Genomic DNA, 19,768 nt, shown 5'->3' with positions numbered 1-19,768 from the left:
CGTACGGCATGCCCGGCCCGTACGGGCCGTCCGGCTCCCGGGGCTCAGCCGGCCGCGTGCACCAGCTGCCCGCCGACGTAGGTGCGCAGCACCCTGGCGTCGGCGATCTCCCGGGCCGGGGCGGTGAAGATGTCGCGGTCGAGGACGACCAGGTCGGCGAGGTGGCCGGGCCGCAGGGTGCCGGCGTCGTCGTGGCCGTTGACGTGGGCGGAGCCGGCCGTGTAGGCGGCGACGGCGGTGACGAGGTCGAGGCGCTGCTCGGGGAGGAAGACCGGCCGGTCGGTGATGCCGGGTTCGACGCGGTTGACGGCGACGTGGAGTCCTTCGAGCGGGTCGGGGCTGCTCACCGGCCAGTCGCTGCCGGCGGCGAGGGTGGCGCCGGCCCGCAGCAGGGAGGCGAAGGGGTACTGCCAGGCGGCGCGTTCGGCACCGAGGAAGGGGATGGTCAGCTCGTCCATCTGGGGTTCGTGGGCCGCCCAGAGCGGCTGGATGTTGGCGATGGCGCCGAGCCGGGCGAAGCGGGGCAGGTCGTCGGGGTGGACGACCTGGAGGTGGGCGAGGTGGTGGCGGGCGGTGCGGCGGCCGTTGGCGGCGCGGGCGGCCTCGACGGCGTCCAGGGCCTCGCGGACGGCGCGGTCGCCGAGGGCGTGGAAGTGCACCTGGAAGTCCAGGGCGTCGAGCTCGGTGACGTACCCGCGCAGGGCGAGCGGGTCGACGAAGCTGAGGCCGGTGTTGGTGGTGGCGCAGCCGCAGCCGTCCAGGTAGGGGCTGGTCATGGCGGCGGTGAAGTTCTCGGCGATGCCGTCCTGCATGATCTTGACCGAGCCTGCCCGGAACCGGCCGTGGCGCGACTCCTCGCGCCGGGCGACCAGGTCGGGGATCTGCTCGGCGCCGCGCTCGCGGTCCCACCAGAGCGCGCCGGTGACGCGGGCGGTCAGCGAGCCGTCGCGGGCGGCGGTCAGGTAGGCGTCGGACGGGTCGGCCTGGCCGTTGAAGACGCCGAGCAGGGCGTCCTGCCAGCCGGTGATGCCCAGGGAGTGCAGCAGTGCCTGGGCGCGGAGGAGCCCGGCGAGGCGGTCGGCGGCGGTGCGCTGCGGCATCATCCGGGTGATCAGGCCGGTGGCGCCCTCCTGGAGGACGCCGCTGGGCGTGCCGTCCGCCTCGCGCTCGATCCGGCCGTCGGCGGGGTCGGGGGTGTCACGGGTGATGCCGGCGAGTTCGAGGGCACGGGTGTTGACCCAGGCGCCGTGGTGGTCGCGGTTGGGCAGGTAGACGGGCCGGTCGGGGACCACGGAGTCCAGCAGCCGACGGGTCGGCAGGCCGCCGTCGAAGCTCTCCAGGGACCAGCCGCCGCCGGTGATCCAGGTCCGCTCGGGGTTCGCGTCGGCGAACTCGCGGATCCGTCGCAGGTAGTCGTCGACGCCGACGGTGCCGGTGAGGTCGCACTCGGCGAGTTCCAGGCCGCCGAAGACGGCGTGGACGTGGGCGTCCTGGAAGCCGGGCAGGAGCAGCTTGCCGGTGAGGTCGACGACCTCGGTGGCGGGGCCGATGAGGTCGCGGACCTCGTCGTGGCCGACGGCCGTGATCCGCTCGCCGGTGACGGCGAGGCTGCTCGCCCGGGTGCGGGCCGGGTCGCCGGTGTGGACGGGGCCGTGGGTGAAGACCAGGTCGGCCTTGGTCGTCATGGGTGGTGCTCCAGTCGGATCGGTGGTGCGGGGTGCGGGTCTGACGTGTCGGTGGTGCGGGATGCGGGTCCGGGATGCGGGTGCCGTCCGCGCGGGCGCCCCGGGCGCCGGGTGGCGGTCGCCCGGGGCGTCCCGGTCAGTCGCTCACGGCGGCGGCCTCCTCGCCCCGCGGCGACAGGAAGTACGGCGCCCGGCGGTACCAGCGGGCGCAGGCGCCGGCCAGCACCCCGGAGCCGATCATCATCCCGACCACCGACAGCTCGAACCAGCCGTTGTCCGCGGCGAGTTCGAAGTGGTCGGCGGAGCGGTAGAAGGTCCAGGCGAGGTAGCCGCCGACGGCCAGCAGCACGGCCGCGCCGGCCAGCGGGGCCACCACCACGCGCAGCGCCTCCAGCGGGGCGGTGCGCAGCAGCGAACGGAAGCGCACGGCGGCCGCGGCCGCGGTGAGGGCGTAGTAGAGGGCGACGACGATGCCGATCGCGTTGACCGCGGCGAAGATCAGCTCGCCGACGGTGGGGATGACCAGCGACAGCAGCGCGAGCACGGCGGCGGTCGCGGTGATCAGCAGGGTGCCGGTGGCCGGGGTCCCGTAGCGGGGGTGGAGGCGGGTCCAGACCCGTCCGAGGGTGCGGTCGCGGCCCATGGCGTACATGCCGCGCGCGGTGGGGACCACCGAGGCCTGCAGGGAGGCCGCGGCGGAGAAGGTGAGGGCGACCAGCGGCAGGGCGGCCAAAGGCTGTTGGGCGAGTTTGTCGCCGAAGTAGGTGAGGCCCTGGGCGCCGTTCCCGGCGAGTTCGTCCAGCGGGAGCACGCGTTGGAAGGCCGTCCCGGCGAGGAGGAAGAGCAGCAGCATCGTGGTGAGCGCGAGGAAGCCGCCGCGCGAGGCGTCGCGGACCTCGCGGACCTCCTCGCCGATGCTGAACACCGACTCGAAGCCCCAGTAGCAGAACACCGCGAGCACCATGCCCTGGGCGAGCGCGGAGAGCGAGGGGATCGCGAACGGGTCGAACCACTCCAGGGAGAACGGCTGGTCGCCGGCGATCAGCCCGTACCCGCAGAAGCCGAGCAGCACGGCGTACTCGAAGACCAGCAGGTACTTCTGGAGGCGGGCGGCGAGGTCGAGGCCGCGGACGGCGACCAGGGCGGCGGCGAGCAGGACGCCGAGGCCGAGGACGGTGGACTGGAGGGTGGAGTCCGGGTCGAGCGTCAGGCCCGCGACGCCGTGCAGGCCGGCCTCACCGAGGAGTTGGAGGACGGCGGAGCCGGTGACGGTGGTGGTGTAGGCCATGAAGACCACCGTGCCGACGACGTTGACCCAGCCGGTGAGGAAGCCCAGCCAGGGGTTGAGCGCCCGGCCGACCCAGCGGTAGCTGCTGCCGGCGTCGGGTTCCAGGCGGTTGAGGCGGCCGTACGCGCCGGCGATGGCGAGGACGGGCAGGAAGGCCAGCAGCATGATCGCCGGGAGGTGGAGGCCGACGACGCCGGCCATCAGCCCGAGGCCGATGCCGATGCTGGTGGTCGCCGCGGTGCTCGACGCGGCGAGGACCATCGCGCCGCCGGCGCCGAGGGAGCCGCGCAGCCCGGGGGCGGGGGCGCCGTCGCTCGTTCTCGGGCCGGTTCCGGTGTCGTGCCGGGTGGATGCCAAGGGATCACCGCCGTAGTCGTGAGGGTGGGGGTGGGACTCGTCGGGGAGGGGCCGACCGCCGGGCGCGCGGTCGGACCGCCGGGCACGCGGTCGTGGAGCACCCGGCTCGGTGGCGCGCCGTGATCGTGGCGGAGCACTCGACCGCGGAGCACCCGACCGCGGAGCGCCCACCGAGGGGGCTTGGCCGAACGGCCGGTTGGGCGCCTATGAAAGCCCGGTCCGCTATACACGTCAATGCCGTTGTCATAAGCTCCCCGGCATGTCCGAACGAGTGGTTCCCGAGCCGCAGCGGCGGCGCCGGAGGCCGACCCGGCAGGGTGTCGTCCTCTCCCACCAGCTGATCATCGACACCGCGTTGCGCCTGGTCGGCCAGCACGGCGCGGACGCACTGACCGTCCGGCGGCTCGGCGCCGCCCTGGGCGCCGACCCGAGCGCGATCTACCGGTACTTCCGCAGCGCCGACGACCTGCTCCTCGCGATCGCCGACGAACTGGTCGGACGGGCGCAGCAGGGCTGGCGGCCCACCGGGGACTGGCGGGCCGACCTGCGCGCCATCGGCCTGCGGATCCACGACTCGTACCGGGCGCACCCGCAGGCGGCGGTGCTCGCCGCGCACCGGACCACCGGGCGCGCGTACGAGGTGCGGGCCGTCGAGTCGATCCTCGGGGTGCTCCGCGGGGCGGGTTTCCCGGATCAGGAGGCGGTCCCGATCTACCACGCCTTCGTCGACCAGAGCCTGGGGTTCGCCGCCCTGGACGCGGCCGCGCTCGCGCTGCCCGCGGCCGCGGCAACCGCCGACCACGAGGTCTGGCGGGCCAGCTACGGGCGGCTGGGGCCGGACACCCACCCGCACATCGCGGCCACCGCCCACCTGCTGGTCGCCGACATGAACCGCAGCGGCTACCCGGTCGCGCTGGAGCTGCTGCTGGAGGCGGCCGCGGCCCGGCTGGAGCGGCTCACCGGGCCGGGAGCGGCGGGCTGAGGACGGGCCGGGAACCGTGGGCAGGCGCTACGGGCCAGGGGCCGGGCCCGGCGAGGCTTATGTCAACGCCATTGACGTTGTACGGCGTCCGGCGTTCTGATGGCCGCACCCCCACCCAGGCCCTGCCTCCGGGATCACGCCGGGCGTGATCCCGGAGGCAGGGCCCAAGGCCCCGTGCACCGAAGGAGCCGACCCCATGGCCGATCCCGTCCGCGCCCTCCGGGACGCCCAGCCCCTCCCGTTCTGGCTCGACGACCCCGGCCGGCCGACGGCCGCCCCCGCCCTGGTCGGCGACACCCGGTGCGACCTGCTGGTGGTCGGCGGCGGCTACGCCGGACTGTGGACCGCCCTGATCGCCAAGGAGCGCGACCCCTCCCTGGACGTCGTCCTCGTCGAGGCCGCCGAGTGCGGCTGGGCGGCCTCCGGGCGCAACGGCGGCTTCTGCGAGGCCAGCCTCACCCACGGCCTCGCCAACGGGCACCGGCGCTGGCCGCGGGAGCTCGCCACCCTGGAACGCCTCGGCGCCGCCAACCTGGAGGCCATGGAGGAGAGCGTCCGGCGGTACGGCATCGCCTGCGACTGGGAACGCACCGGGGCCCTCGTGGTCGCCACCGAGCCCTACCAGGTCGACGGCCTGCGCGAGTACGCCGAACTCGCCGGACGTCACGGCCACACGCCCGCGCTCCTCGACCGCGAGGCCGTCCGCGCCGAGATCCACTCCCCCACCTTCCTCGCCGGCCTCTGGGACCGCGACGGCGTCGCCATGCTCAACCCCGCCCGCCTCGCCTGGGGCCTGCGCCGGGCCTGCCTCGACCTCGGGGTACGGATCCACGAACGGACCCGCGCCACCGCCCTCACCGCCACCCCGCACGGCCTCACCGTCCGCACCCCGTACGGCCGCGTCGGCGCCCGCCGGGTCGCCCTCGCCACCAACGCCTTCCCCTCCCTGCTGCGTCGCCACCGCCCGTACACCGTGCCGGTCTACGACTACGCGCTGATGACCGAGCCACTGACCGACGAGCAGCTCGCCGCCGTCGGCTGGCGCCACCGCCAGGGCTTCTCCGACAGCGCCAACCACTTCCACTACGTACGGCTGTCCGCCGACAACCGCGTCCTGTGGGGCGGCTACGACGTCGTGCACCGCTACCGCGGCCGGGTCCAGGCCGAACGCGACCAGCGGCCCGAGACCTTCGCCACCCTCGCCCGGCACTTCTTCCACACCTTCCCGCAGCTGGAGGGCCTGCGTTTCACCCACGCCTGGGGCGGCGCGATCGACACCTGCACCCGCTTCTCCGCGTTCTTCGACCTCTCGCACGACGGACGGGTCGCCTACGCCGCCGGGTTCACCGGCCTCGGCGTCGGCGCCACCCGCTTCGGCGCCGAGGTGATGCTCGACCTGCTCGACGGCGCCCGCACCGAGCGCACCGCCCTCGACATGGTCCGACGCAAGCCGATACCGTTCCCGCCCGAACCGGCGCGCACCCTCGGCATCGGCATCACCCAGTGGGCGCTCACCCGCGCCGACGCCGACTCCGGCCACCGCAACCTGTGGCTGCGCACCCTCGACCGGCTCGGCCTCGGCTTCGACAGCTGAGACCCGCTCACCAGGAAAGAACAGATCAGATGACCGGTACCTTCGCCCTCCACATCCCCGACGCCGAACTGGAGGCCGAGCCCCTCGACCCCGGCCAGATCCTCGCCGGCTCCCCCGAGGTCAGCAGCAAGGTCCTCTGGGAATCGGAGGACGGCCGCCGGCTGCGCGGGGTCTGGCAGATCACCCCCGGCACGGTCACCGACACCGAGGAGGACGAGATGTTCGTGGTGATCAGCGGCCGCGCCACCGTCGCCGTCGAGGGCGGCCCCACCCTGGAGGTCGGCCCCGGCGACCTGGCCGTCCTGAGCCGCGGCGACCGGACGACCTGGACGGTGCACGAGACCCTCCGCAAGGCCTTCGCGATCACCCTGGCGGGCTGAGGCCACCCTCCCCCCGGCCGGCCCGTCCTCGGCCTCGCCTCAACACCGAAAGCCATTGCATACAATGCATGCAATGACTAGGGTCGCCGGTATGCAGACCGAGACGGCGCACCAGCGCCTGCGCGAGCTGATCCTCGACGGGAGCTACCCGCCCGGGGCCAGGCTCACCGAGCTGGGGGTCGCCGCCGCCCTGGAGATGAGCCGCACCCCCGTACGCGAGGCGCTGCGGGCCCTGACCGCGGACGGGCTGGTGGCCCCCGCCGGACGCGGGGTGCGGGTGGTCGAACTCGGGCAGCGCGAACTGGACGACGCCTACCGCGTCCGCGCCGCCCTTGAGGCGCTGACCGCCGAACTCGCCGCCGAACGCCAGCGCGACGGGCGCATCGCCCCCGCCGACCTCGCCGACCTGGACCGGCTCGCCGACCTCACCCACACCACCACCGTCGCCGGGGACCTCCCCGGCGCCGTACGGCTCAACCGGCGCTTCCACCGCCGCGTCGCCGAACTCGCCGACAGCCCGATCGCCCTGCACACCCTCGACCTGCTCTGGGACCGCATCCAGATCTCCACCCGGCGGTCGCTGCGCCCCACCGGCCGCACCGACCAGGTCCACCGGCAGCACCGCGCCGTGCTCGACGCCATCGCCGCCGGTGACCCGCGGGCGGCGGGCGACGCCGCCCGCCGCCACGTGCTGGACACCCGCACGGCCACCGACGCCCCCGCCCGTACCCGAGAGACGGAGTAACCGCCATGGCCCACCTGCACTCGTATGCCGTCCGCACCACCTGGACCGGCAACCTCGGCACCGGCACCAGCCACTACCGCGCCTACACGCGCGCCCACGAGGTCGCCGCCGAGGGCCTGCCGTCGATCCTCGGCAGCTCCGACCCGACCTTCCGCGGCGACCCCACCCGCTGGAACCCCGAGCAGTTGCTCCTCGCCGCGCTCTCCCAGTGCCACATGCTGTCCTACCTGCACTTCTGCGCGATCAACGGCGTGATCGTCACCTCGTACGTCGACGAGGCGACCGGCACCATGGCGACCTCCGGCGACAGCGGCCACTTCACCGAGGCCGTGGTCCACCCCCGGATCACCGTCACCGAGGAGTCGATGGTCGAGAAGGCGGTCGAGCTCCACAAGGAGGCCCACCGCGCCTGCTTCATCGCCAACTCGGTCAACTTCCCCGTCCGCCACGAGCCCGTCGTGACGGTCGGCTAGGCCCTGTCCGGCCGGAGCGTCAGATGTGGGCGCGGATCTGGCGCACCGGGTGCCCCAGCGCCTCGGCGAGCGCCGCCAGGTCCTCGTCGTCGAACCAGGGGCGCTCGGGGTTCCAGACGGCTATCTCGAAGCGGGCGAAGCCGCAGGGCCACGCGAAGTCCAGCGCGTCCAGGGTGGTGGCGCCGCCGCAGCAGGGGGCCGTGACGTCGAGGGTGGCGAAGCCGTCCTCGCAGTGCTCCTCGACCAGGTCGGCCCACCACCCGGTGTCGATGGACGCCCCGCACAGCGGGCAGCCGATCCGCTCCAGGTTGTCCCCGCAGTCGACGACGGTCACCGCGTCGTGCCAGCCGACCTCGATCTCCGGCTCCACGCCCCCCGTGTCCTCGGGCACCAGCTCCGCGACGAGCGCCACGACCCGGTCGGCCACCGCCCGGTCCGGCTGCCACCTGGGGTCGGTGGGGATCACCGACAGCACGTCATCGCTCATGTCCACCTCAGCTCCCGGGCCATCCCCCGATCCGTACGCCTCCGCATCATGCCCCACCCCTCCGACAACCCGGTCGGGGCCCCTACGGCGCCGAGGGGTGTGACGAGCGGGAGCGTGCGGTGCGGCGTCGGTGGGGGGTGTCCTCGCGGCGGTCGGCGCGGAGTTTGGCGGCCTCGCGGCGGGCGTGCTCGGCTCCGGGGGGTTCGACCACGTGGTTGCACATGCCGCAGACGTAGCCGCCGAGCGGGCCCTGGATGACCTCGGCGCCGCAGCGTTCGCAGTGGCCGCCGGAGAGGCCGATCGCGGAGGGGACCACCGTCCCGGCCGGCGGGCCGGCGTCGCGGGGCGGGGGCACCACGTAGTAGCACGAGCCGCAGACGTAGCCGCCGTACGGGCCGCACTCCACCGGGAGACGGCATTTGCCGCAGCGCGGGGTGTTCACCACTGCTCCTGCCTCACCACCGCCGGGACGACAGGGACCGGCGGCGTCCTCGACGGTACCGCCTTCCCGATGACGGCGCCGCAGGATCCGCAGGCGAGTTGTCGGCCCTGATCCTGCATCAGGCTCCCGCAGTTCGGACAGTTCATCCGCTCCACCCCGTCTCCGTCGGCGCCGGCCACGGGGCCACCCCTACCCCGGTCACGGCCGGCGCAAAGCCTTCGTCATCACCAGGTCCCCGCCGGCGTCGGCGTCGGCGCCCGCGCCCGCGTCCCCGGTGGCGGTGAAGCCGTGGCGGCGGTACAGCGCGATGGCGGCCTCGTTGCCCGGGCGCACCGCCAACGTGAGCACCGCGCCACCGGACCGCCTAGCCCAGGTCTCCACCGCCCCGACCAGCCGGTCGCCGATGCCGCGCCCGCGCACGCCGGAGCCGACCCACAGGGAGCGCAGTTCCCTGGTGGCGCCGTCGCCGGGCAGGCCGCTCACCATGCCGACGGCGTCGCCGTCCAGCAGCGCCGCGAGGTGGTGGGCGCCGGGGATCTCCAGCCGGGCCCGCCAGCGTTCCTCCTCACCGCGGTTCCAGTCGGCGAGCCGGGCCTTGAACGCGTGCGGCGCGTCGGTCAGCGCCGCGAGGCGCAGCGCCCGCCACAGGGGCGCGTCGTCCGTCGAGAGGACCCGCAGAGTCACCATGCCGTCGAGTCTGCCGCCCCGGCGTCCGGAACGCACCGGCGCCCCCGCCACAACCCCCCGGCGGAGGGCGCGCGTTCACCTCGGCTCGCGCCACCCGTAGCGGAGTTCCACGATCCCGCGCCACGACGCGAAGGCCGTCCCGCCGCACCCCGCGGCCTGCGGTCCGCGGACCGGCAGCGCCCCCTCGACCCCGCTCACCGGGCGGAGGACCCCCGTCAGAGCGGCGGCACGCCCCCACGGCGGCGGCCGGGCAGGAGCAGACCGGCCGCCGCGATGGCCAGGGCGAGCCCGGCAGCCAGGAGGAACACCAGCTCGTAGCCTGCGGCCAGGGCCTCGGCCGGAGTGGCGGCCGTGCCGGAGCGACGCGCGGTGCGGATTCCGGCGGCGGTCGCCAGCAGGGCGAGTCCCAGCGAACCGCCCAGCTGGCTCGCGGTGCCGGCCAGGCCGCCGACGATCCCGGCGTCCCCCTCGGGCACGTCGGAGGTCGCCGCCGCCATCAGGGTGGGGAAGGTCAGTCCGATGCCGGCCGCGATGAGCAGGGTGGGTCCCAGGACGCCGGTGAGGTAGCCGCTGCCGGTGCCGGCCTGGGCGAGCCAGCCGAAGCCGCCGGCGAGGCAGCCGCAGCCGGCCAGGACGAGAGGACGGACGCCCGTCCGGGGCAGGAGCGGGGCCGACCATCGCGCCACCAGTAGGAAGGTCACCGCGGCGGGTGTCTGGGCGAGACCGGCGCGCAGCGCGTCGTGACCGAGGACGTTCTGCAGGAACAGCGAGGTGAAGTACCACATCGCGATGGCGATCCCGCCGAACAGCAGCAGCACGGCGTTGCCGACGGCCACGCCGCGGATCGTGAACAGCCGCAGGGGCAGCAGCGGATGGCGGGCCCAACGGGCCTCCACGGCGGTGAAGAGGCCGAGGAGGAGCAGGCCGGCCGCGGTGGGCCCGGCGACCGTGACGGAGGTCCACCCGTGGTCGGCGCCCCGCATGACCCCGTAGACCAGGGCGGCCAGCCCGGCGGTGCCCGTGAGCGCGCCGGCGAGGTCGATCGGTTCGCGCCGTACGGGCGTCCGGCCGGACAGCGTGGTCAGGGCCAGGGGGACGAGCGCCGCGCCGATCGGCACATTGATCAGGAACACCCAGCGCCAGCCCGGTCCGGCGGTCAAGGCTCCGCCCGCGAGCGCGCCGGCCATCCCGCCGATGCCGCCCGCGGCCGACCACGCGCCGAACGCCCGGGCCCGCGCGCGGCCCTCGGTGAACGAGGCGCTGATCACCGCCAGGGTCGCCGGGGCGAGCAGCGCCGCTCCCACGCCCTGGGCTACGCGGGCCGCCACCAGCGCCTCCGCGGTGGTCGCGAGTCCGCCGACCAGGCTCGCGGCGGAGAACAGGCCGAGCCCGCCGACCAGCATCCGGCGGTGGCCGAGCAGGTCGGCGGCCCGGCCGCCCAGCAGCATGAAGCCGGCGAAGGTGAGCAGGTAGCCGTTGACCACCCAGGCCAGAGCCGTGGCCCGGAAGCCGAGTTCGTGGTCGATCGAGGGCAGGGCGACGTTCACGATGGACGCGTCCAGGATCACCGTGAACTGGCAGGCGCAGACGAGGACCAGGCGCATGCGGCCGGAGTCGGTCCTCGGCCGTGCGGGGCCGGCCGGCCCGCGGGTGAGGGTGTCGCTGGACGGTTCGGACGGCACGGGTTCCCCCTGGCTGCTGGACGGGTCGAAGGTGGTCGCAGACCGCGGTGGGCGTCCGTTCGGCGCCGCTGCGGGCCGCCGGTGCCCTCGCCGCGAGGCCTGCGATAGAATTCGTTATGCGCATAACGTTATGCGCATAACGAATTCTGTCAAGGAGCGCCCGTGGACTTCGAACAGGCCGACGCCCTCAACCAGGCCATCCGCCTGCTGAGCCTGCGTCACCGTGCCAGGACCGCCACCCTGCTGGCCCCGCTCGGCCTGCACCCCGGCCAGGAGGCGCTGCTGCTCGAACTCGCCCGCTCCGGCCCGATGATCCAGGCCCAGCTCAGCGACGCCCTCGGCTGCGAACCGCCCAGCGTCACCCTCATGACCCGCAAGCTCGAGGCATCCGGCCACATCCGCCGCACCCCCGCCCCCTCCGACCGACGCGCCACCATCGTCGAACTCACCGACACCGGCTGGGACCTGACCGAACGGCTCAAGGACGTCTGGTGCGCGCTGGCCGAGGAGACCGTGACCGGACTGCCCGCCCCGACCGTGGCCGACCTGCCCGGCCTCCTCGCCACCCTGACCGCCAACGTCGACACCCGGCCCACCCGCCATCCCCGCGACTGACGGGAGGACGGGCCGGCGGCCGGACGGTGATCGACGGTTCCCAAGGCACGATCCCCCAACCACGCCGCACCCCCGCCGGCCCCCGAGCCGCGCCGCGCCCCGAGGGGGTGCTACCTCCCGGTCCGGGCGGGGGTTTTCCCCCGGGGGAACCCGGAGGCCCGCGCCAGCGCGCCGCACCCCCGTCGCGGGCGAGGATCGCCCTACCGGCTGTGCGGGACAGGAGAACTGAGGGGTCATCAGCATGACGGCGCACAACGATCGGATCGCCCGGCGGGGCGTTGTGGCGGCGGCGGTCGCGGTCACGGCCGCCCTGCTGGTGCCGATGGCGACCGCGGCCCCCGCCGCCCCGGCGGGCGAGGCCCGGCCGGTGGCCGTGGTGCGCGAACTGGAGCGCGGCGCCCATCCGTTGCGGACGACGGAGCCCGGTGGCCGGGCCACCGACCTGCGGGCGCTGGGCGAGATGATCGGTGACGCCACCGTGGTGGGCCTGGGCGAGGCCACGCAGGGCTCGCACGAGTCCTTCGCGATGAAGGAACGGGTCTTCCGCCACCTGGTGGAGGAGAAGGGCTTCACCGTCTTCGCCCTGGGGACGAGCTGGTCGGCGGGGCTCAGGATCGACGAGTTCCTCCAGGGCGGTCCGGGCGACGCCCGTCAGGTCGTCGCGGAGGCGCTGGCCGGATCACCGTGGGAGCGCGAGGAGTTCGTCGGCCTGATCGCCTGGATGCGCGAGTACAACCTCCGGCACCCCGGGCGCACGGTCCACTTCACGGGCGGCGACCTCGGCCTCCCGGGCCTCGACGACACGATGTTCGAGCGGGTCCTCGCCCACGTCCGCGGGACCGACCCGGAGGCACTGCCACGGCTGGAGGCGCTGTACGCCGAACTGCGCCCGTCCGCCGACGTGTCCGCCCGTCCGGACAGAACCGTCGCGCAGCGGCGCCGGGACGCGGCCACGGCGCAGGCGGCGCTGGACCTGGTCACCGGAACGGAGAACACCGGCGACGAGGAGCGCGAGTGGGCGCTCCAGCACGCCCGGAACATCGCCCACACCTTCGCGTACACCGCCTTCGACCGCGGCGACCCGGCCTCCCTCGCCGCCGCCGAGCTGCTCCGCGACCGGGCGACGGCCGAGAACACCGCCTGGTGGCAGCGCCGCACCGGCGGCAAGGTGCTGCTGTCGGCGCCCAACGAGCGCGTCGGCCGCCTGTCCGGTCGTCCGGCGACGCGTCCGACCACCCAGGGCGCGCTGCTGCGCCGGAGCCTCGGCACGGGCTACGTCAGCATCGGCGTCACCTTCGACCGCGGCTCCTTCCTCGCCGAGGACACCGCCCCCGGCGGCGGGTGGAAGCGGACCACGGTGCCCGCGGCCGCCGCCGGCACGAACGAGCACACCCTCGACCTGGTCCGCCACCGCGACTACTACGTGGACCTGCGCGACACCCCGTCCGCGGCCCGGGCCTGGCTGGACACCGCCCGCCCGGTCCACGACGCCGGCCCGGTGCCCGACGGCGGCCCTCCCCCGGCCCTCGCCCTCGGCCGGGCCTACGACGTCCTCGTCCATCTGCACCAGGTCCACGAGGCCGAGCGACTCTGAGCCCGGCACCGACCCCGCACGTGGCAGGCTTGCGCACCATGGACGAGAACGACGGCGCCGCGGCCGCGCCCCTGCTCGTGGTGGACGCGGCCAATGTGGTGGGCTCGGTGCCCGATGGCTGGTGGCGCGACCGGCGCGGGGCGACCGAGCGGCTGCGCGACGCGCTCGGGCCCGTGGCCCGGGACGGCCTGGGCGAGCACCCCGGCGCGCCCGGGTGGGCGCGGACCGGGCCGCTGGAGGTGGTGCTGGTCGTGGAGGGCGCCGCCCGCGGGGTCGCCTCCACGGAGGTGGTACGGGCCGAGCCGGCCGTCGGCAGCGGCGACGACCGCATCGTCGGCCTGGTCGGGGACGCGCTGGCCGCCCGGCCCGGGCGCGGCTGCCTGGTGGTGACCGCCGACCGCGAACTGCGCGCCCGGGTCACCGCGCTGGGCGCCGAGGTGACCGGGCCGCGCGCGGTCCGGCCCGGCTGACCTGCGCGGCCGGAGGCCGGAGGCCGGGGAGCACACGCCCGGTGCTCAGAGGTCGAACAGCGCGCCGGCCCGTCGCCGCAGGTCGCAGCGGTTGCCGTAGGTCTCCTCGAAGGCCACCGGCCGCCCCCGGTAGGTGCCCTCCGCGCGGGCGGTGTACGGGCTGTACTCCATGGTGCAGGTGCCGGGGTCGGCGTTGAGGAGCGCCGGGTCACCGTCCACCGTGTCCAGCAGGCGGCAGGCCTCCTCCGGGGCGGGGTGGGTGCCGCCGACACCGGGGGCGCAGGTCAGCGTGGCCGTCCGGGCGGCGGACGAACCGTCCGCCTCGCCGGGCCGGACCGACAGGGTCAGGCGGGTGGGGGCCTCGGACGCGCCCGAGGGGCCGGCGAGGGGGATCAGCGCCATCGTGGCCGCCGCGAGCATGACGGGCATCTTCACGACGGGGGAACGAGCGCCGGCCCGTCCGGTCACCTCCCGGCCCCCGGACGGGTGAACGGCCCAGGGCGGCCCGGGGCCCTCGGCTCCGGGCGAGGGTCTTCTCCCGGCAGGCGATGCAGCGGCCGATCCCGTGGTCGCCGACGCCGGCGGTGGCCACGCTTCGCCCGGTCCGCCGGTGCCCCTCCGCGGGCGCCGGCGGACCGGCTCGGTCCCGGAAGGCGTGCTCGTCCCCCGGCTCGGACCCCAGCGCCCGGCGGTCGAACATCAGGAGGCCGAGGAAGAACAGTCCGCCCCCGGCCGGCAGACCCGCCACGATCACCACCGAGGTCAGCGCCTCCTCGGGGACACCAGCACGAACAGCGCGAGTTCCGAGATGAACGCGAAGGAGATCGCGAACACCTGGAACGAGCCGAGCGTCCGCTTCAACTCCTGCTGATATCACCCGAGTTCGACGGATCCCTCACCGTCGTGCCCCTGACTGTCGGTCGACGCCTCCGCCACCTCGGCCACCACACCTTCCAGGGGCCCCCGCCGCCCGCACGCGCGGTGGCCGGGGCTCAACCAGTGTCCATGTCCGGTCATCCATGCCATGTCGGTGGTGGTGTGCGCACGTAACCGGGCCGTGCTCAGCGGCCGGGTCCCACGAAGACCAGGGCCTCCCGGCCCAGCTCGCTCCAGGACAGCCCGGAGCCGGGATCGAGGCTCAGCCACTCCCGCATCAGCCGCCCGTGCCCCGGGTCGAAGCGCTCGCCCTCACCCGCGTCCACCAGTTCGTCGACCCGCGCCCGCGGCAGCTTCACCACCAGCCGGCCCTGCGCGAGCATCGCGAAGATCTTCCCGCCGACCTTCAGCGCGGAGGCGCCGAACTTCCCCTCCCGCCCGGGCACGTCACCGGGAACCTCCACCCCCGGCAGCTCCGCGAACTTCTCGACCAGTTGCTCGTACCGCTCCTCGGGGGAGGCCGCCGCGCGTCGCGTCATCGGTTTCGTCGTCTCCTTCCGGACCACCACGGGCCGCGGCGTGATCATACGGGCGCGGTGACCGCCACCAGGTGTGACGAGGCCCAGAGGCCAGGGCCCGGAAGTCCGGGCCCTCAAGCCGGAGCCCGGAGCCCGGGTGTCAGACGACGGACGCCCGGAAGGGGTCGGTCGGGATGATCCCGGCCTCGTCGAAGAGCTCCTCCAGCGCCCCGTGCCCGTGCGTCCTCCGGTAGGCGATCTCGGCGGCGGTCACCGGCAGCGCCCACAGGACACGGGCGCGCCCGTCCGGCAGCGGACAGTGCTCCAGCTCGGGCCCGTGCAGATAGGGCAGGCTGATCAGCAGATGGTCACAGGACGAGCCCGGTACCCACGGCTCCCCGATCGGCATGCTGTGCTCCAGATCCAGCCGGCGCCCCCCGCGGTGGTAGGACGCGACCATCGCCATCAGCTCGACGAACCGATGGTCCCGGACGTGCGCGGTCATCACGAACTCCAGCCCCTTCCCCTCGTCCGCGCACCCCGCCGTCACGTACGCCCACGCGTCGCCGCGCGGCCCCGGCCCCACCACGAGCACACGCAGCCCCGGAACCACCCCGCGCCGCTCCGGCCCCGGGTCGACCTCCACGGCCTCCACCCCGTGCCCCGCGAAGAACCCCCGCACATGCGCCTCGACGGCGTCGGCCGCCCGCGATCCCCACTCGTCCACCGCGCGATGATCGCACGCCCGCCGTGTGGAGGGGGACGCGGGCGCCCCGGCGCGCCACCGGTCGCCGCTGGTCGGAGCGGTGGTAGAAGAGGGCGACGATGTTCTGAGGAGCCGACGGCGCGATGACGGACCAGCACCAGTACGACCGGATCGGGACGCGCTTCGAGGAGTCCAAGTCCACTGCCGCGTTCTCCGCCGCCGACACCCACAGCCTGCTGCTGGAGATCGGCGACGTGACCGGGACATCCGCCCTCGACCTCGCCTGCGGGGCGGGGTACAACACCCGGCTGCTCGCCGAACGGGGCGCGGCACCCGTGGTCGGGGTCGACATCTCCGGCGAGATGGTGCGCCTGGCGCGCGGGCACGAGGCACGACGCCCGCTGGGCATCGAGTACGCCGTGCACGACGTGGCCGCCATGCCCCGGCTGGGCGCGTTCGACCTGGCCACCGCCGTCTACCTGTTCAACTACGCGCCCACACGCGCCTCACTGCGCGCGATGTTCACGGCGATCCGCGCCAATCTCGCCCCCGCCGGCCGCCTGGTGGCCGTCGTCCCCAACCGGTCGCCCTTCCCCGAGGGCAACTGGGACGCGGTCGGCGTCACCGTCCACGAACGGGTTCCCGGCCCTGAGGTGCCCGTCCTCCGCGCGGCCTTCCTCACCGACCCGCCCACCCCGTACGAGTTCTACGAGTGGCCCCACCCCGACCTGGAGGCCGCCGCCCGCGCCGCCGGCTTCACCACCGTCGACCGGCACCCCATCACCACCCCGCCGCCCGACTCCCACCACGACGAGCGGACCTGGGCCGCCTACCGGGCGGCCCCGGTGTCCTCCCTCCTGATCTGCCACCCCTGACCGGCCGGCACCCCGTCAGGCCAGCACCTCGGACCGGACCCCGGGCATGTCGGTGGGGCCGGGGGTGCCGGGAGGTGGAGGGCGGAGATGGAGGGGGTCGCGCGGCGGCGGGGTTCGTGGCCGCGGGCCGCGAGGCGTACGGGGGCGTCTTCGGCCACCCGGAGCGGTTCGAGCCGTTCAGCCGGCGCCAGTGCGAGAAGCTGTTGTACGTCCACGTGGCGGCCTACGAGCGGGTGACCGGGACGGAGTGGCGGCGGCTGACCCGGTACGACTACGAGTCGTACACCGACCGGGACGGCTGGCCCGACCTCGACGACTGAGACCCCGGCGCGGCGGTCGACCACGCCGGTGCGCGCATTGTCCGAATTGGACTTGAATGTCACGACTATGACGAAACCGTGACCTGCACCTGTGCCCCATCTCACAGGGGTGTGCCGCTGACGCCTCGAAGCCCGCTCCCGCCTGGTGTTTTGCGCACGAACATGATCGGCGCAGCGGGCCCGGACACGGCAGCGGGCGTGCGGACGGCTTGCGTACGGACCGTCCCGCCGCGCAGGCTGCTGCCGGTCCAGCAGAGGGGGGAACGAAAGGGTCCTCCCGTATGCCCAAGCATCCGAAGCATCGCCGCACGAGCCGGTTCGGCACCCGGCACCGGTTCGCCGCGATCGGCATCGCCCTCGCCGCGGTCGGCACCGGTACGGCCGCGTGGGCCGTACCGAACAAGCCGTCCGAGCCGGTCGTCGTCGACTCGCTCACGCTCACGCCGACCGCCCCCGGTGCCGCCTCGCCGGTCACCGCCACCGCCAAGCTGCACGCCACCAAGCAGACCTCGGTGCAGTCCCTGACCATCGCGGTCCGCTCGGCCGACGGCACCAACTACGACTTCCGCGGTGCGATCGCGACCACGCTGGGCGGGCAGCAGACCACCTTCACCCCGGAGAGCCGGACCTTCCCGACGGGCAAGTACACGTACTTCGTCGCGTACAAGGGCTCCGACAACCGCTGGCACAACCTGAAGCCGGTCAACGGCTTCACCTCGGACGCGGCCACGACCGTGACCCCGAGCCCGTCCCCGACGCCGACCCCGACGGCCACCTCGTCGCCGAGCGCCACGGCCAAGCCCACCGCCACCACCTCGCCCTCGCCTTCGGCCACCGCCACCTCGTCGCCGAGCGCCACGGCCACCGCGACGCCGACGGCGACCGCCACCGCCACGGCGGCCCCCACCTCGCCCTTCGCCAGCCCCACGGCAAGTGCGACGGCGACGGCGAGCCCCACCCCGAGCGCCACGGCCACTCCGAGCGCGACGGCCAGCCCCTCCGCGACGGCCGGTCCGACCTCCGGCTCCTCGGCCGGCCCGCTCGGTGTCCAGGGCAGCTGGCGCCGGGTCTTCACGGACGAGTTCAGCGGCAGCTCGCTCGACACCAACAAGTGGATCCCCGGGTGGTTCGGCGACCTCGGGCAGGGCCTGTCCGCCTGGAACGGCATCTCCGGGGCCGTGGGCTCCACGGAGCTCCAGTGCTACTCCGCGAAGAACGCCACCGTCAGCGGTGACAACCTGCACCTGACCGCCGTCAAGCAGTCCAACACCTGCACCTCGAACCGCGTCACGGCCACCAAGGAGTACACCTCCGGCCTGGTGTCGACGAACCCGCACGACGGACGGGCCTCCGGCGGCTTCGAGTTCACCTACGGCATGGTCGAGTCGCGGATCTACGTGCCCGCCTCCGGTACGAAGATCGCCAACTGGCCGGCCTTCTGGACCGACGGCCAGAGCTGGCCGGGCGACGGGGAGAACGACGTGATGGAGGGCCTGGGCGGAAACGCCTGCTACCACTTCCACTCGCCCGCTGGCGGCCCCGGCGGCTGTGCCTCCGGCGACTACACCGGCTGGCACACCTTCGGTGCCGACTGGCAGCCCGGCTCCGTGACCTACTACTACGACGGCGTCAAGGTCGGCCAGATCACCACCGGCATCACCTCCTCGCCGCAGTACCTGATCCTCAACAACGCGATGCACGCGGAGGGCGGCCCGCTCCTGGCCCCTGCCGACATGCAGGTCGACTACGTGCGGGTCTGGCAGCACTGACCCCACCCGAAACCCGGCAGGGCCCGGCGCACGCGGAACCCACTCCGCGCGCGCCGGGCCCCCGGCGTTCAGCGGGCCGGCGGTTCCGCCCGGCGGCCCACCCGCCCGTTCACCTCACCGGGTCACCGCACCGGGTCACCGCCTCACTCCAGCAGCCGGGTGCCGTCGTCCGGGAGCCTGCCGCCCTGGTGGTCGAAGAACTGCCACGACTTCGCCGCCTTGCCCGCCGGCCTGGCCAGCGCGAGGTGGTGGATCGGTGAGTCGCCCACGGCGACCGGGGCCGGCGTCCACCAGCAGCTCGGGCGGCCTGCGCCTGGCCCGGCGGGTGTGCTGGTTCACCAGGATCCGCCGCACATAGGCGTACGGGTCGTCGGCCCGCCGTACCCTCCCCCAGGCCGCGCACGCCTTCTCCGCCGCGGACTGCACGAGGTCCTCGGCCGCGTACCGCTCCCCCGCCAGCAGGTAGGCCGTTCGCATCAGCCGGGGCCAGGCCCCGACGATGAAGGACCGGAACTCCTCGTCCCGGTCGATCTTCCTGTCTCCCATGAGCACCTCCTCACCCCTCTAGAGCCCGGGTGAGGCCGAAACCGCTTACCCTCCTCCGCGATCAGTTCCTCCGCGGTCTCCCCGGTCTTCCCGGTCTTCCCGATCGGCTGTCAGGACGGGTGCCGGAGCCAGGTGTCGAGGGCCTCGTAGTCGGCGGCGGTCAGACCGCGTCGGGGGTCGACGCGGTGGAGCAGGGCCGGTCCGGGGTGGTGGGCGGCGACCCAGGACCGGTCGGCGTCGGTGAGCTCGTCGTCGACCCAGGCGAAGGGCCGGCCCGCCGCCCGGCCGACGAGCGCCCGGGTCTTCCAGTGCAGCCCGCGGCGCGCGTCCCGGTCGTCGAGCTCGGACGGCTCCGGCCAGTCCACCACCTCCAGCCGCGGCAGGCCGAGCCGAGGCGCTAGGCAGTCGTTGGCGTCCTCCATCCAGGTGGTGGCCCAGACCACCTCGCACGGCAGCGCCGCCAGCCGCGGCCCGTGCCCGGGATCCAGCCTCGCCAGCAGCGGGTTGGCCCCCGCCCCGGCCCCGGCCCCCGGGATCGCTCCGACGCCCGGGGCTTCGGGGTCCAGGGCTTCGGGTTCCGCCGCGAAGGTCGGGTACTCCTGGGGCGGCCCGCCGAACGGGATGAGCGGGCCGTCGACGTCGAGGAAGAGCAGCGGACGCTGCGCGGTGCCGGTCAC

At 74.5% G+C, this 19,768-nt stretch carries 22 protein-coding genes and 1 pseudogene; 11 read left to right on the top strand and 12 right to left on the bottom strand.

The window, feature by feature from the left end; all coding sequences use genetic code 11:
- Positions 1-44 precede the first annotated feature (44 nt).
- Complete coding sequence (locus ACWEQL_RS01255; RefSeq protein ID WP_452148039.1) at positions 45-1,685, bottom strand: amidohydrolase; 1,641 nt, start codon at positions 1,683-1,685, stop codon at positions 45-47.
- A 136-nt stretch (positions 1,686-1,821) separates the two neighbouring features.
- Entirely contained in the window at positions 1,822-3,234 is a 1,413-nt protein-coding gene (locus tag ACWEQL_RS01250; RefSeq protein WP_452148057.1) for an APC family permease, read from the bottom strand.
- 355 nt (positions 3,235-3,589) lie between these two features.
- On the opposite strand from ACWEQL_RS01250, the gene ACWEQL_RS01245 reads away from it, so the two are divergent.
- The 5 genes from ACWEQL_RS01245 (at position 3,590) to ACWEQL_RS01225 (ending at position 7,504) form a co-directional block, all read left to right on the top strand.
- Complete coding sequence (locus tag ACWEQL_RS01245; protein ID WP_452148038.1) at positions 3,590-4,312, top strand: TetR/AcrR family transcriptional regulator; 723 nt, start codon at positions 3,590-3,592, stop codon at positions 4,310-4,312.
- A gap of 196 nt (positions 4,313-4,508) precedes the next feature.
- The gene (locus tag ACWEQL_RS01240; protein ID WP_452148037.1) at positions 4,509-5,906 is read left to right on the top strand and encodes an NAD(P)/FAD-dependent oxidoreductase; all 1,398 of its coding nucleotides are present in this window, start codon (positions 4,509-4,511) and stop codon (positions 5,904-5,906) included.
- A gap of 29 nt (positions 5,907-5,935) precedes the next feature.
- Positions 5,936-6,286: a cupin domain-containing protein gene (locus tag ACWEQL_RS01235; RefSeq protein WP_452148036.1), complete on the top strand. Its 351-nt coding sequence runs from the start codon at positions 5,936-5,938 to the stop codon at positions 6,284-6,286.
- Positions 6,287-6,359: 73 nt separating this feature from the next.
- Complete coding sequence (locus ACWEQL_RS01230; RefSeq protein ID WP_452148035.1) at positions 6,360-7,031, top strand: GntR family transcriptional regulator; 672 nt, start codon at positions 6,360-6,362, stop codon at positions 7,029-7,031.
- A gap of 5 nt (positions 7,032-7,036) precedes the next feature.
- The gene (locus ACWEQL_RS01225; protein WP_452148034.1) at positions 7,037-7,504 is read left to right on the top strand and encodes an OsmC family protein; all 468 of its coding nucleotides are present in this window, start codon (positions 7,037-7,039) and stop codon (positions 7,502-7,504) included.
- Between the two features lie 19 nt (positions 7,505-7,523).
- Here the strand turns inward: ACWEQL_RS01225 and ACWEQL_RS01220 are convergent, their stop codons facing one another.
- From ACWEQL_RS01220 to ACWEQL_RS01205, 4 genes are all read right to left on the bottom strand, one after another.
- Entirely contained in the window at positions 7,524-7,991 is a 468-nt protein-coding gene (locus ACWEQL_RS01220) for a hypothetical protein (protein WP_452148033.1), read from the bottom strand.
- A gap of 82 nt (positions 7,992-8,073) precedes the next feature.
- A complete protein-coding gene (locus tag ACWEQL_RS01215) occupies positions 8,074-8,433 on the bottom strand; it encodes a hypothetical protein (protein ID WP_452148032.1) in 360 nt (119 codons plus the stop codon).
- A 198-nt stretch (positions 8,434-8,631) separates the two neighbouring features.
- Complete coding sequence (locus ACWEQL_RS01210) at positions 8,632-9,120, bottom strand: GNAT family N-acetyltransferase (RefSeq protein ID WP_452148031.1); 489 nt, start codon at positions 9,118-9,120, stop codon at positions 8,632-8,634.
- A gap of 215 nt (positions 9,121-9,335) precedes the next feature.
- Positions 9,336-10,802: an MFS transporter gene (locus ACWEQL_RS01205; RefSeq protein WP_452148030.1), complete on the bottom strand. Its 1,467-nt coding sequence runs from the start codon at positions 10,800-10,802 to the stop codon at positions 9,336-9,338.
- A 162-nt stretch (positions 10,803-10,964) separates the two neighbouring features.
- Here ACWEQL_RS01205 and ACWEQL_RS01200 point away from each other — a divergent pair, with 162 nt between their 5' ends.
- The 3 genes from ACWEQL_RS01200 (at position 10,965) to ACWEQL_RS01190 (ending at position 13,481) form a co-directional block, all read left to right on the top strand.
- Entirely contained in the window at positions 10,965-11,417 is a 453-nt protein-coding gene (locus ACWEQL_RS01200) for a MarR family winged helix-turn-helix transcriptional regulator (protein WP_452148029.1), read from the top strand.
- Between the two features lie 241 nt (positions 11,418-11,658).
- Positions 11,659-13,011, top strand: a complete 1,353-nt coding sequence (locus tag ACWEQL_RS01195; RefSeq protein ID WP_452148028.1) for an erythromycin esterase family protein — start codon at positions 11,659-11,661, stop codon at positions 13,009-13,011.
- 38 nt (positions 13,012-13,049) lie between these two features.
- Complete coding sequence (locus ACWEQL_RS01190) at positions 13,050-13,481, top strand: NTP pyrophosphohydrolase (RefSeq protein ID WP_452148027.1); 432 nt, start codon at positions 13,050-13,052, stop codon at positions 13,479-13,481.
- A 45-nt stretch (positions 13,482-13,526) separates the two neighbouring features.
- On the opposite strand, the gene ACWEQL_RS01185 is transcribed toward ACWEQL_RS01190, so the two are convergent.
- From ACWEQL_RS01185 to ACWEQL_RS01175, 3 genes are all read right to left on the bottom strand, one after another.
- Entirely contained in the window at positions 13,527-13,910 is a 384-nt protein-coding gene (locus ACWEQL_RS01185) for an SSI family serine proteinase inhibitor (RefSeq protein ID WP_452148026.1), read from the bottom strand.
- Positions 13,911-14,542: 632 nt separating this feature from the next.
- Positions 14,543-14,896 carry a hypothetical protein gene (locus ACWEQL_RS01180; protein WP_452148025.1) on the bottom strand — a complete coding sequence of 118 codons (354 nt, stop codon included), beginning with the start codon at positions 14,894-14,896 and terminating at the stop codon, positions 14,543-14,545.
- Between the two features lie 139 nt (positions 14,897-15,035).
- Positions 15,036-15,602, bottom strand: a complete 567-nt coding sequence (locus tag ACWEQL_RS01175; RefSeq protein ID WP_452148024.1) for a suppressor of fused domain protein — start codon at positions 15,600-15,602, stop codon at positions 15,036-15,038.
- 122 nt (positions 15,603-15,724) lie between these two features.
- Between ACWEQL_RS01175 and ACWEQL_RS01170 the strand changes: the two genes are divergently transcribed.
- From ACWEQL_RS01170 to ACWEQL_RS01160, 3 genes are all read left to right on the top strand, one after another.
- Entirely contained in the window at positions 15,725-16,456 is a 732-nt protein-coding gene (locus tag ACWEQL_RS01170; protein WP_452148023.1) for a class I SAM-dependent methyltransferase, read from the top strand.
- Between the two features lie 116 nt (positions 16,457-16,572).
- Complete coding sequence (locus ACWEQL_RS01165) at positions 16,573-16,776, top strand: hypothetical protein (protein WP_452148022.1); 204 nt, start codon at positions 16,573-16,575, stop codon at positions 16,774-16,776.
- 281 nt (positions 16,777-17,057) lie between these two features.
- Positions 17,058-18,545 (top strand): family 16 glycosylhydrolase, encoded by a 1,488-nt coding sequence (locus ACWEQL_RS01160; RefSeq protein ID WP_452148021.1) that lies wholly within the window; start codon positions 17,058-17,060, stop codon positions 18,543-18,545.
- Between the two features lie 143 nt (positions 18,546-18,688).
- Here the strand turns inward: ACWEQL_RS01160 and ACWEQL_RS01155 are convergent, their stop codons facing one another.
- The 3 genes and pseudogenes from ACWEQL_RS01155 to ACWEQL_RS01145 all read right to left on the bottom strand — a co-directional run bounded on the left by ACWEQL_RS01155 (position 18,689) and on the right by ACWEQL_RS01145 (position 19,768).
- Positions 18,689-18,814, bottom strand: a complete 126-nt coding sequence (locus ACWEQL_RS01155) for a hypothetical protein (RefSeq protein WP_452148058.1) — start codon at positions 18,812-18,814, stop codon at positions 18,689-18,691.
- A 49-nt stretch (positions 18,815-18,863) separates the two neighbouring features.
- Positions 18,864-19,022: pseudogene (locus ACWEQL_RS01150) on the bottom strand (sigma factor); the annotation flags it as partial.
- A 179-nt stretch (positions 19,023-19,201) separates the two neighbouring features.
- A complete protein-coding gene (locus ACWEQL_RS01145) occupies positions 19,202-19,768 on the bottom strand; it encodes an HAD domain-containing protein (RefSeq protein ID WP_452148020.1) in 567 nt (188 codons plus the stop codon).

The organism is Kitasatospora sp. NPDC004240 (assembly GCF_053603215.1).
This window is presented reverse-complemented; position numbering and strand designations above follow the sequence as displayed.

Coding starts and splice junctions, on each gene's coding strand:
- ACWEQL_RS01255 (WP_452148039.1), bottom strand. CDS start 1,685: ATGACGACCAAGGCCGACCTGGTCTTCACCCACGGCCCCGTCCACACC.
- ACWEQL_RS01250 (WP_452148057.1), bottom strand. CDS start 3,234: ATGGTCCTCGCCGCGTCGAGCACCGCGGCGACCACCAGCATCGGCATC.
- ACWEQL_RS01245 (WP_452148038.1), top strand. CDS start 3,590: ATGTCCGAACGAGTGGTTCCCGAGCCGCAGCGGCGGCGCCGGAGGCCG.
- ACWEQL_RS01240 (WP_452148037.1), top strand. CDS start 4,509: ATGGCCGATCCCGTCCGCGCCCTCCGGGACGCCCAGCCCCTCCCGTTC.
- ACWEQL_RS01235 (WP_452148036.1), top strand. CDS start 5,936: ATGACCGGTACCTTCGCCCTCCACATCCCCGACGCCGAACTGGAGGCC.
- ACWEQL_RS01230 (WP_452148035.1), top strand. CDS start 6,360: ATGACTAGGGTCGCCGGTATGCAGACCGAGACGGCGCACCAGCGCCTG.
- ACWEQL_RS01225 (WP_452148034.1), top strand. CDS start 7,037: ATGGCCCACCTGCACTCGTATGCCGTCCGCACCACCTGGACCGGCAAC.
- ACWEQL_RS01220 (WP_452148033.1), bottom strand. CDS start 7,991: ATGAGCGATGACGTGCTGTCGGTGATCCCCACCGACCCCAGGTGGCAG.
- ACWEQL_RS01210 (WP_452148031.1), bottom strand. CDS start 9,120: ATGGTGACTCTGCGGGTCCTCTCGACGGACGACGCGCCCCTGTGGCGG.
- ACWEQL_RS01195 (WP_452148028.1), top strand. CDS start 11,659: ATGACGGCGCACAACGATCGGATCGCCCGGCGGGGCGTTGTGGCGGCG.
- ACWEQL_RS01190 (WP_452148027.1), top strand. CDS start 13,050: ATGGACGAGAACGACGGCGCCGCGGCCGCGCCCCTGCTCGTGGTGGAC.
- ACWEQL_RS01185 (WP_452148026.1), bottom strand. CDS start 13,910: ATGCCCGTCATGCTCGCGGCGGCCACGATGGCGCTGATCCCCCTCGCC.
- ACWEQL_RS01180 (WP_452148025.1), bottom strand. CDS start 14,896: ATGACGCGACGCGCGGCGGCCTCCCCCGAGGAGCGGTACGAGCAACTG.
- ACWEQL_RS01170 (WP_452148023.1), top strand. CDS start 15,725: ATGACGGACCAGCACCAGTACGACCGGATCGGGACGCGCTTCGAGGAG.
- ACWEQL_RS01160 (WP_452148021.1), top strand. CDS start 17,058: ATGCCCAAGCATCCGAAGCATCGCCGCACGAGCCGGTTCGGCACCCGG.